10 protein-coding genes are annotated in these 12,172 nt (G+C 36.1%); 9 read left to right on the top strand and 1 reads right to left on the bottom strand.

The genetic code is table 11. The features are described from left to right. Positions 1-3: 3 nt before the first annotated feature. Positions 4-945, top strand: coding sequence for an MBL fold metallo-hydrolase (locus O7776_RS11180; RefSeq protein ID WP_274307146.1), 942 nt, complete (start codon positions 4-6; stop codon positions 943-945). A 41-nt stretch (positions 946-986) separates the two neighbouring features. On the opposite strand, the gene hmpA is transcribed toward O7776_RS11180, so the two are convergent. After that, positions 987-2,159 (bottom strand): NO-inducible flavohemoprotein, encoded by a 1,173-nt coding sequence (gene hmpA / locus O7776_RS11175; RefSeq protein ID WP_274307145.1) that lies wholly within the window; start codon positions 2,157-2,159, stop codon positions 987-989. Positions 2,160-2,358: 199 nt separating this feature from the next. On the opposite strand from hmpA, the gene O7776_RS11170 reads away from it, so the two are divergent. From O7776_RS11170 to argH, 8 genes are all read left to right on the top strand, one after another. Beyond that, entirely contained in the window at positions 2,359-2,802 is a 444-nt protein-coding gene (locus O7776_RS11170) for an RrF2 family transcriptional regulator (RefSeq protein WP_274307144.1), read from the top strand. 213 nt (positions 2,803-3,015) lie between these two features. Continuing rightward, complete coding sequence (locus tag O7776_RS11165; RefSeq protein ID WP_274307143.1) at positions 3,016-3,762, top strand: SDR family NAD(P)-dependent oxidoreductase; 747 nt, start codon at positions 3,016-3,018, stop codon at positions 3,760-3,762. A 401-nt stretch (positions 3,763-4,163) separates the two neighbouring features. Continuing rightward, the gene (locus O7776_RS11160) at positions 4,164-5,669 is read left to right on the top strand and encodes a DUF6583 family protein (protein WP_274307142.1); all 1,506 of its coding nucleotides are present in this window, start codon (positions 4,164-4,166) and stop codon (positions 5,667-5,669) included. 12 nt (positions 5,670-5,681) lie between these two features. Next, the gene (locus O7776_RS11155) at positions 5,682-6,902 is read left to right on the top strand and encodes an ABC transporter permease (protein WP_337999440.1); all 1,221 of its coding nucleotides are present in this window, start codon (positions 5,682-5,684) and stop codon (positions 6,900-6,902) included. Further along, complete coding sequence (locus O7776_RS11150) at positions 6,899-8,017, top strand: ABC transporter permease (RefSeq protein WP_274307141.1); 1,119 nt, start codon at positions 6,899-6,901, stop codon at positions 8,015-8,017. The genes O7776_RS11155 and O7776_RS11150 overlap by 4 nt, the downstream gene beginning before the upstream one ends. 1 nt (position 8,018) lies before the next feature. Then, a complete protein-coding gene (locus O7776_RS11145) occupies positions 8,019-8,681 on the top strand; it encodes an ABC transporter ATP-binding protein (protein WP_337999473.1) in 663 nt (220 codons plus the stop codon). 230 nt (positions 8,682-8,911) lie between these two features. Then, on the top strand, positions 8,912-10,129 hold the full coding sequence (locus O7776_RS11140) for an argininosuccinate synthase (protein ID WP_274307139.1): 1,218 nt from the start codon (positions 8,912-8,914) through the stop codon (positions 10,127-10,129). 306 nt (positions 10,130-10,435) lie between these two features. After that, a complete protein-coding gene (gene argH, locus O7776_RS11135; RefSeq protein ID WP_274307138.1) occupies positions 10,436-11,809 on the top strand; it encodes an argininosuccinate lyase in 1,374 nt (457 codons plus the stop codon). Positions 11,810-12,172 lie beyond the last annotated feature (363 nt).

Here is a 12,172-nt window from a genome sequence, read left to right as displayed (position 1 = left end):
GTAATGGAAGTACACAAAATAGTTATTCCAACTCCATATGCGGTTGGAGATGTAAACGCATTTTTAGTAAAAGGGGATACATTGACGTTATTTGACGCAGGACCAAAAACCGAGGAAGCATATGAAGCGTTAAAATGGGGTTTGCGCGGTGCAGGTTATGAGTTGAAAGATGTTGAGCAAGTCGTATTAACGCATCATCACCCCGATCATGCAGGTTGGGTAGATGCCTTTGTTGGTACAGAAATTTTAGGGCATCGCTATGTTGATCATTGGATGCGCAAAACACATGAATTCTTAGCGTATTACGACCGCTTTTACACAAAGCATTTAATCGAGCAAGGGGTTCCAGAAAAATATATTCCACGTATTTTAAAAGTGAAGGGTGAAGTAGAGCTATTTGGGACAACCCCGCTAACGCAATTTTTACAAGAAGGGGATGAAGTACCGGGGCACCCTGGCTTAAAAGTCTATGAAACACTCGGGCATGCGCAAAGTCATTTAATTTTTATAGACGAAGAAACGCGCGAATGTATTGGTGGTGATCTATTATTAGAACGCACATCATCGAATCCATTAGTTGAGCCTCCAGTTGAACTCACAATGGAGCGTCCAAAATCATTACTTCAATATAATGCTTCATTAAAGAGGTTGCGAGATTTAGAAGTTACAAAAATGTATACTGGGCATGGCGGAGAAGTGACGAATATCGTTCAATTAATTGACGAGCGCTTAGAAAAGCAAAAACAACGAGCGCTAAAGGTACGAGACATGATTGAACATCCGAAAACAAATTATGAGGCAACAACGCTGCTCTTTGAACGGATTTATCAGCAACAGCTAGGGCTGACACTTTCAGAAACAATCGGCCAAATGGACTACTTAGTTGATGAAGGCTTAGCTGAAATTGAGATACGCGATGGTATTTATTATTATAAAAAGGTTTAAAGAAAGCGTGTTGAGTGAGGACTCAACACGCTTATTACATATTATCTAGTTGTTTGAATTTGTAATGCCATGGCAGCGCCAAAGAATTCGTAATGAATATTTTCTGAAGGAACATTTAATTCAACTAAGTTTGAAATAACTGCTTCCATGAAGGCGATTGGACCACATACATAAACTTCAGTACCGTCTTCAAGTAATGATGCAATTTGCTCCTTTGTAACATAGCCTTCTGTATCACTATAAACTGCTGTGTAAATACCACCTAATGCGTCAACTTTTTCTTCGATTGTTTCTGTGAATGCTGCAACATTCTTACTACGTGCACATTGAAGGAACGAAGCTTTGCGATCATCGATTGATTGAAGCATACTTTGTAATGGTGTAACACCTACACCACCCGCGATAAATAATACAGGGTTATTATTGTCCGATAATGTGAATACACCAGCTGGAGCACTTAATTGTACTTGTGTGCCAACGTTCGAATCGTGCAAGAAATTAGAAACTACGCCATTTGGATTTTCATCGTTTTCACGTTTAACAGAAATACGGAAATATTCTTCAGTACCTTCTGTAACTGTGTATTGACGATTCATTAAATACTCTTGTCCAGGAACTTGAACGCGAATTGAAATGTATTGACCTGCTGAGAATGCAGGTAATTTTGAACCATCAGCTGGTTTTAAGTAGAATGATTTAACAACATCGCTTTCTTCTACAATTTTAGCAATTTCGAAGTCTTTAAATAAGCGCCAGCCACCATTATTTTCAGAAGCTTTGTATAGATCTTCTTCTACTGAAATGAATACATCCGCAATTACGCCGTATGCTTGACCCCAAGCTTCAATTATTTCGTCTGTTGCTGCGTCACCTAATACTTCTTTAATTGCAGCTAATAAATATTTTCCTACGATTGGGTAATGCTCTGGTAAAATACCTAAACTTACGTGCTTATGCGCAATTTGTACAACTGCTGGTACGATTGCTTCTAAGTTTTCAATATGAATTGCAGCTGCGTATACTGTGTTTGCTAAAGCTGTTTGTTGACGGTCTTTCTTTTGGTTTGTGTGATTAAAAATGTTTAATAATTGTGGGTTGTCATTAAATAGGTTTTTGTAAAATGTTTTAGTAATCGCTAATCCGTGTACTTCTAATACTGGTACAGTTGCTTTGATTGTGTCGATTGTTTGTTTCGTTAACATAAGGAATTCCACCCTTCTATTTACAAGAACTTATTGTACGTTCTTTGTGATTTCAATATACTGCTGCTGAATCTCTAAAGCAATATAGAAAATACATCTTTAACAAATTTGTCACAAACATATATATAAAATACATCTTTAAAAATAAGTTGGAATTCTCGACCTATTGTGAGAAAGTGTTATACTAATATGTAGAAAGTTGGTGAGAAACGTGCGCTTAACCGTATATACAGACTATTCTTTACGTACGCTCATGTATTTAGGCGTGCGTGGTCAAGACCATTTAGCGACGATTCAAGAAATCGCAGATGCCTATCAAATTTCCAAAAACCATTTAATGAAAGTTACGTATGATTTAGGGCAACACGGATATATTGAAACAATTCGAGGGCGCGGCGGCGGTATTCGTTTGGCTATCGATCCTAAAAATATTAATATTGGTGAGGTTGTGCGTAAAACCGAGGAAGATTTTCATATTGTAGAATGTTTCAATCCAGAAAGTAATTTATGTAAAATTTCTCCGGAATGTCAATTGAAATTTGCACTCCATCAAGCATTAAAAGCATATTTGGCTGTTCTAGATTCGTATACATTAGATGACGTATTAGTTTCGAAAGACGGTTTAACTGAATTATTTGGAATAAAGAAAAACTAGTAAATGAATAATAATTTACTAGTTTTTTTTTCGGAAAAATAACGGAATTCTTCTTATTAAAAATGTATATAGGTACATTATATTGGAATGTTATTGCTCATTTTGTGACTATTTGATAATTTTGAGGACGATTGCTGTAATTAAACGGAAATTTACTCTGTTAAACTAAATTGAAGTCCGATAAAATAGTAAACGTTAATCGGAGGTGAAAAGTTGAGCAAAACAATCTTTATTACAGGGGCAACAAGTGGAATCGGACTTGAAATGACGAAGCAATTGATTGCACAAGGTCATACCGTTTATGCAACAGGACGAAATGCAAATGTTTTAAAATCACTAGAGCATTTAGGGGTGGTAACAATCCAAGCAGACCTGTGTAATTCAATGGATATTGACCGTGTGGTATCATTACTACCAGCTATTGATGTTGCGATTTTAAATGCAGGCTTAGGCTATTTTTCGAATGCTTTTGATTTGCTAGATGAAGAAGTGGATCAAATGCTAGATCTCAATGTAAGAGCACCAATTTTTTTAGCCAAACGTTTAGCACCTCAAATGATTGAAAGAAAAAGTGGACACTTTATTTTTGTTAGCTCACAAGCAGGTAAAGTGGCAACAAAAAAAGCGAGTGTCTATGCAGCAAGTAAGCATGCGATTACTGGGTTCGTTAACGGTTTACGCATGGAGCTTGCTGAAAATAAGATTGCAGTTACAGGGATTTATCCTGGACCAATTGATACCCCATTCCTACAAAAAGCGGATGAGACGAATGCTTATCGCAAGGCTATTAGCAATTTTTTAATTCAGCCAAGTAAAGTGGCAAGTGAAGTCGTTGAAGCAATAGAATCGAGGCCGCGGGAGATAAATTTACCGCGCATATTAGGAATTACGAGTAAATTGTATGTGGTCGCACCAAAAATGGTGGAGTTTTTTGGACGTAGTTTTTTTAATAAAAAATAATAGGTAATTTTCAACAATTTGATTATTTATTATTATCAAATCATTAAAAGAATACATAGTATATAAGATTCGGTTAATTACTTATGAATGAAGCATGAACTCCATCGGATTTTTGCCATTGTAAATCTCGTGATATGCCACTCGATGTTTTAATTACTTCAGCAGAGGTTTTCACTTCTACAAGTGGGGATGAATACAAAGTGCGTCCATAATTTGGTAATGGCAAACCTCGGCTGTATAGGGAAGCTTAGGAAAACAAAACACCGCCGTGCCGTCTAGCAACGTATGAGAGCCCACTATTGTGCAGGTCTCAAGTCATTTTTGGGTACCACTGATTATTATCGTGGTGTTCTAGAAAATAGTAAAACAATTAAATTTAATGAGAGAAGGTACATGTTGTAATGAAAAAAAGCGTTATTATTGGAATTATTGTGGCATTTCTTACAATTGGTGGAGGAGCAACAGCCTTTTTCATCTTTAACAAATCGGCGAAGCAACAATATTTCCTTGCAGAAACAAAAACAATGGAAAAATCAATCGAACTTTTCAAAGACAAATATGCAAATGAATTTGAATGGTATGATAAGTCTAAAAATGATGTGACAGAATACGTGATGGATTTTTCAGCAAGTCCAGGGGAAGAAATGTTAAGTTTTTTAGATCCACAAATACTGGATACTGTTGAAAACTCTTCGTTAAAAATTACGACGCAATCGGATATGAAAAAAGGCGAAATCATGGCTAAAATGGATGCCAACGTAATGGATGTTGAATTTAACGATTTTATTATGTACTTAACGTCTGAGAAATTATTAGTATCATTACCATTTTTACAAGATACAATTCAATTAAATGACAAAGATTTTGGAAACGTAATGCGTATGACAGATCCAAATTATGAAGGTAGCGAAACATTAGGGCTTGATCAAATGACAGGCAAAAACTCATTATATTCGGATGAAATGTCGGAGTATTTGGAAAAGGAATATTTAAAGTATTTTTATGAGGAACTTCCTGAAGAAGCCTTTACAGTAGGAGAAAAGGAAGAAGTAAAAATTGGTGAGAAAAAGCTAACTGGTGAAAAGGTTACAATGAAATTAACGGAGCAAGAAGTGAAAGATCTTTTCGTTAAAGTACTTGAAAAAGCGAAAAAGGATGACAAATTAGAAGGTCTGATAAAATCATTATATGAACAAAGCTCAGGAATGGCCATGTCAACATTAGATATTAATTTCTCAAAAGAAATGGATACAGTTATTGAAGAAATGATCCAAGGAATTAAAGATTCAAGCATTCCAAAAGGTTTAACTTCTGTTATTTGGCATCAAAAAGATTTAATTGTTCAACGTCATTTTGAAATGACAATTGGAGAAGAAACGATTGTTATTGATGGTAAACAATCAATTGAAGATACAAAACAAATTTTTGAATATGAAATTGGCGATAAAACAGATAAAGTAATTATTAAAGGTGACCTTACTTGGAAAGACCAAAAAGCGATAGATACAATTACTGTGAAAATGGACGGTGATGCGTCATACCTAGAATACAAAGGGGATGAAACATTAAAAGGTGATACACGTACGTTTACAAGAACTATTTCATTTGAAGATGACTATTCAAGCTTTGCGATGGATTGGTCAGGTGAAGCGACGCATGAAAAGGATCAAATGAAAGCGGATCATCAGTTTGCGATTGCGCTTGATGAGAGCGAGCTATTCGACTTAAATGTAAACCAAACGGCAAAAGTGATTAAAGAAGTAAGCTTTGATGTGGGAGACAGCGTAGTAAATATTGGTGAAATGGACCAAAATGCGTTCGATAAATATTTTAATGAAACATTATATGAACAATCCGAAGAGTGGTTAACGGATAAGTTCATGGAATTTGAAAATCTTTTCTATTAATGAAATCAGGTGATGACGATGAAAAACCTTGTATTTTTCACACATCAATACTTGACACAAATGAAGAAGAAGTGGTGGAAACTACTTCTTCTTTTCTTGTTTCCAATGATGATAATCGGACTGTCCTTTATGGCTTTGACATCGATATTTTCACAGAATGAACAACAAAAAATGTCGATTGCCATTGTTAATGAAGATTTTTCAAGTGAGAGTCAACTATTGGCACAACTAATTGTGACAGTTTTGAAAGAAAATACATATGTACAGGCAGAGCTCCTTTCAATGGAAGAAGCAGAAGCGCGGTTGAAGCAAAATGAAAGTACAGCCGCGATTATTTTCCCGAGTAACTTTGCCGAGGATTTATATGAAGGGGCTTCAGTAAAGCTCCACGTGCTCGGTAACCCACAAGAAAAAACGCAAAGCATGGTCGTTAATGAACTTGTTGAAACGATTACACGTTATATTTCATCTGCGCAGGCGAATATTTTGACGGTGTATCATTATGCGAAAGAGACATCAATTTCACCGGAAGAATTGGAAAGTTTAAAATTAGAGCTCTTAATGGATTTTACATTTTATACAATGGGGAAAAGTAAAGTTTTACGTGAGCATGAGTGGGTGTTGCTCCCATTTGAAAATCCGTTGCATTATTATTCATTCGCTATTTTATTTTGTTTAACCATCATTTGGTCGATTTTGCTATTTGTATTTTTATCGAAGCAAACATCGAAAAGCTTACAAGTTCGCTTGAAATTGGCCGGTGTTGCAATTTGGCAGGAGCATGTTGCGCGGATTATCACGACATTTATGACGGTGCTTACCCTTTCGATTGTCCTTTTTGTTATTGGGCTTTCACAATTGGAAATAAATTATTATGCACTTGATTACTTTAGAATTTCTTTATTTATTGGCTTACTTATCTTGCATACGATTGTCTTATGTGCCATTTTCGATATTGTTTTCTATTCAGATAAAGTGAAGCTATTAATTTCGTTATTTTTATGCGTTTTACTTCTTGCAGTGAGTGGTGCGGTTTTTCCTACGATTTATTTCCCATATGGCATGCAGCAACTATTCCCGTATTTTTATACGTATGACAATTGGAAATGGTTGACTGAGCTTATTTTTGAAGAGCGTAATTATGCTTCATATACAAAGAGTGGTTTTTGGCTCTTCTTGGCACTCTCACTATATAGTAGTCTCGTATACGTGAAGGGGAGGTTAGCCCGTTGAGAACATTACTTTTTACACGAATGTTGCTAATAAAAAAGCAGGCATTTTCTACATTCATTTGGCTTGTTATGCCACTTGTTTTAACGACTGTCCTCATTCATTGGATGACTGATGTTGTCGAGGATGGGCAAGTTCCTGTTGCCATTGTGGATGAAGACAACAGTGAACTATCTAAAGCATTTATTCAAGAACTTCAGCAAATCGATCTTTTAAACATTCAATTAATGAGTAAGCAAAAAGCGCTATATGCATTAGAGAAAAATCAGATTGATAGTGTATTTATTGTAAAACGTCATTTTGAAAAACAATTGCGAAATAATAAACGACACCATTTAATCGAAGCGTATTCAACGAACCGATCGTATTTTTATTTTGCGGTAAAAGAAAATATTAGTTCCCTTGCACAGCGTAAAGCAACACAAGCAAAAGCGGCTCATGAAGTGAAGAAATTACTCAACAAATATGAAAGTGATATTCACTGGTCGTTCGATCAAATTGTGGCTGAAGGGGAGCAACGTGAGGAACGTTATGAATTATTAACTGTTGATTTTTCCTTTTACAATGAATCTTCTACCCCTACAAAAAAAGACGTTTTATTGAGTCCGTGGGGCATATGGGCATTTTTTGCACTCATTTCAACTTTTTATTTATTGGATTGGATCATTAAAGAATCCAATCATCCAGTTGTCGTACGCTGGTTGCAAACTAAAATCTCATACACTACTTATTTTTTCAATACATTAGGTTTTTATTTATTATTCATGTTCGGGATTGATTTTTTAACATATCAATTACTTGAAACAAAATTTGTATGGTTTGAATTTTTAGCGATTGTCATTTTTCGATTGAGTTGTGTTGCACTGGCGTTATTTGTCGCAGTCCATATGAAACATACGTTGAGTTATCATTTCATCACACCAATCATTACGTTACTGCTCACATTTCTTGGTGGGGCATTCATCCCAATAGAGCAACTTGTTGTGAAATGGCCATTGTTGAGCGGAATTAGCCCCGTGTATGCATTATTACAATGGGATGTTTCACTCATTTGGAGTATTTTCATAGTGCTTGTATGCATTTATGTGTATAGAAAGGAGTCGAGCCGTTTTGCTTGAAGTGAAAAATATTAATAAAAAGTATCGTAGCCATGAAATTTTGCAAAATGTTTCTATGTATATTGCGCGCGGTGAAATGGTAGGGCTTGTCGGGCAAAATGGGGCAGGAAAATCAACCTTTTTGCAAATTGTTGCAACAGCGATGAGCGCAAATTCCGGCGATTTAATGCTAAATGGACTTTCCTATAAAGATAATTTAAAGGCCGTTCGTCGTCAAATCGGTTATGTTCCACAAGAGGTCGCATTGTGGGAACATATGACGGTTCGGGAAAATATGTTGTTTTTTGCAAAGCTCAGTTGGAACAAATTATCCGATGAGCAATGTCGAGCCATTTGTGAAAATATGCAATTGCATGAATGGGATAAGCAAGTAAGTGCGTTATCAGGCGGTATGAAACGCAAACTCAATATTGCTTTAAGCCTTATTGATGATCCACAGCTCCTTATTTTAGACGAGCCGACAGTAGGTATAGATTTAAAATCCAAAACAGAAATTGTGCGCTTCCTTATGCGGCAGGCAAAGGAACATCAAAAAATGATTCTTTATACGTCTCATGATATGGAGGAAATTACGACTTATTGTGACCGGGTGTATATGATGGGCGATGACTCATTTTACGATGACTACTTGCAGAGGAAAGGGATATTACTTGAAAGAATATAAAATTAGTCCATCGATTAAGGTAGATGAAATCCAGTATAAATGTACAATTTTTAGAAAAAAATGATTTAAACGAGTATTCTAAAGTAACATAAAACAATCGTTTTCAGACATGGCGAAAAAGTCTAAAATTTAATATAAATACAGTTGCGTTTATTTTTATTCCATGGTACTATTCATGTATAAACAATTATATAAATGTATAAAAATACATATAAGTGGAGGGAATTACCATGGCAAACAAGAAAGTCGTATTAGCATATTCAGGTGGTTTAGATACATCAGTAGCAATTCCGTGGTTAAAAGAGCAAGGATGGGACGTAATCGCGGTATGTCTTGACGTGGGTGAAGGAAAAGATTTAGAGTTCATTAAAAATAAAGCACTTCAAGTTGGTGCTGTTGAATCATATATGATCGATGCAAAGGATGAGTTCGCTGAAGAGTACGCGCTTATCTCTCTACAAGGTCACACTTGGTATGAGCAAAAGTACCCATTAGTATCTGCATTATCTCGTCCATTAATTTCAAAAAAATTAGTTGAAATCGCGACAGAAACAAATGCAGACGCGGTAGCTCACGGCTGTACAGGTAAAGGGAATGACCAAGTACGTTTCGAAGTTTCCATTAAAGCATTAAATCCAGATTTAGAAGTTTTAGCTCCTGTACGTGAGTGGGGCTGGAGCCGTGACGAAGAAATCGAATACGCTGCAAAACATGGTGTACCAATTCCTGCAACAATCGACTCTCCATTCTCAATCGACCAAAACTTATGGGGTCGTGCAAACGAAGCGGGTGTAATGGAAGATCCTTGGGTAGCACCACCAGAAGAAGCTTATGGTTTAACAGTTTCGGTTGAAAACGCACCGGATACAGCAGAAATCATTGAAATTGAATTCGTAGAAGGTAAACCAGTATCATTAAATGGTCAAGAAATGAAGTTAGCTGATTTAATCGAGGAATTAAACAAAGTAGCAGGCGCACACGGGGTTGGCCGTATCGATCACGTTGAAAACCGTTTAGTAGGTATTAAATCTCGTGAAGTATATGAAATTCCAGGTGCAAAAGTGTTATTAACAGCGCACAAAGAATTAGAAGATATTACATTAGTTAAAGAGCTTGCCCATTTCAAGCCAATTATCGAGCACAAATTATCTGAAATCATTTATAACGGTCTTTGGTTCAACCCAATCCGTACAGCTTTAGAAGCGTTCTTAAAAGAAACGCAAAAGTATGTAAATGGTACAGTTCGTGTGAAACTTTATAAAGGTCACGCAATCGTTGAGGGACGTAAATCTGCAAACTCTTTATACTCTGAAGAATTAGCAACTTACTCAAAACACGATAAATTCAACCATGCTTCAGCTGTAGGCTTCATCGAATTATGGGGTATGCCAACAGTCGTTGCTTCAGAAATAGCAAAAAATACAAAATTACCATCTGAAATAAAATAATTAATAAGTGAGAGCGATTCGGAGCCCGAGTCGCTTCTTCTTTTAACTTGCTTCAGCGAACTCTTTTTGTACCGAAAGCGAAGCGACAGGTACAGAAATCCCCTACTTCTATAAGAGGAGTATGAATTCCAAATATTCAACTCTATTCAGTGGGGGTTCAAACCCCGCTGAATCAAGTTAAGCCCCGGCGGATATCACAGATTTTTTAGAGGGAGTTTCCAAGCGAGCTTGAAAAAAATCTGGACGCAATTACGCCGAGGCGTAATTGATTTAAAAACAATATAAGAGCTGTTAGGAGAGAACAACATGGCAAAATTATGGGGCGGACGTTTCCAAAAGTCAGCAGAGGCCTGGGTCGATGAATTCGGCGCATCTATTGGCTTTGACCAACAATTAGTATTAGAAGATATCGAAGGCTCAGTAGCTCATGTGACAATGCTTGGCGCGCAAAACATTTTACCTACAGAAGATGTATCAAAGATTTTAGAAGGCTTATCACAGCTAAAGGTAAAAGCAGAAGCAGGCGAATTAAAATTTACAGTAGCTAATGAAGACATTCACTTAAACTTAGAAAAAATGTTAATCGATTTAATCGGTCCAGTTGGTGGGAAATTACATACTGGCCGTTCGCGTAACGACCAAGTAGCGACAGATATGCACTTATTCTTAAAGAAACGTGTGCCTGAAGTAGTGGGATTAATTGAAAACTTTCAAAACACCATCATCAAGCAAGCTGAGCAACATATTGATACTATTGCACCAGGCTATACACATTTACAGCGTGCGCAGCCAATCTCTTTTGCGCATCATTTAATGGTATACTTCTGGCAGCTTCAACGCGATAAAGAGCGTTTTAATGAATCGATGAAGCGTATTGATATTTTACCGTTAGGTGCTGGGGCAATGGCAGGTACAACTTTCCCGATTGACCGTTTAAAATCTGCGGAGCTTCTAGGATTTGCGGATGTCTATGCAAATTCAATGGACGCGGTTAGTGATCGTGACTTTATCGTGGAGTTTTTATCAAATTCAGCATTATTAATGACACACTTATCCCGTTTTGCAGAAGAAATTATTATTTGGTCTACAGATGAATTTAAATTTATCGAGCTTGATGATGCCTTTTCAACAGGCTCATCAATCATGCCACAAAAGAAAAATCCGGATATGGCAGAGTTAATTCGTGGTAAAGCGGGTCGAGCATTTGGTAATTTAGTTGGTCTATTAACGGTTCTAAAAGGTACGCCACTAACGTACAACAAGGACATGCAAGAAGATAAGGAAGGCATGTTTGATACGATGGAAACGGTTCTTGGCTCACTTAAAATCTTTGAAGGTATGGTGCGTACTATGACAATCAACAAACCTCGTCTTCATAGTGCGGTACATTCAGATTTCTCAAATGCAACAGAACTAGCCGATTACCTAGCAACGAAGGGCATGCCATTCCGTGATGCGCATGAAGTAACCGGGAAGTTAGTCTTTACATGTATTCAACAAGGTATTTACTTATTAGATTTACCATTAGAAGCAATGCAAAAAGAATCAAGCTTAATAGAAGAAGATATTTACGCAGTATTAGCGCCAGAAGCTGCTGTTAGTCGCCGTAATTCTTTAGGTGGTACAGGCTTTGGGCAAGTAAAAATTCAAATTGAAAAAGCGAAAAGCTTGCTTATTTAAAGATAGCACGAAAATTGAATAATAGATTTATATAACGATTTCTCAGATTTTTTCCAGAAATCGTTTTTTTTTAGTCTTGAAATAAAATGTGAAAGAGAATAAATATTCAAAAGAATTAATTATAATTACAAAAAAATCATCTTTATTAAATTTTATCTTTTCAAATAAATGGTATTGTGATAAGTTGAATAGAAATATATAATATTTAGAAAATTCAAATTATTCTGTAATTTTGTGAATATAGTAAAGGGTGAATTGGAAAACTTGTAAAGTAAGTTTCTGGAAAAGGGATTAGATATGTAGCAGACTTCATAGAATAATATTAACACGATTTACAAAACTAAGTTATTTTGTGTATGAATT

The organism is Solibacillus daqui (assembly GCF_028747805.1).
GTDB classification, from domain to species: Bacteria; Bacillota; Bacilli; order Bacillales_A; family Planococcaceae; genus Solibacillus; species Solibacillus daqui.
This window is presented reverse-complemented; position numbering and strand designations above follow the sequence as displayed.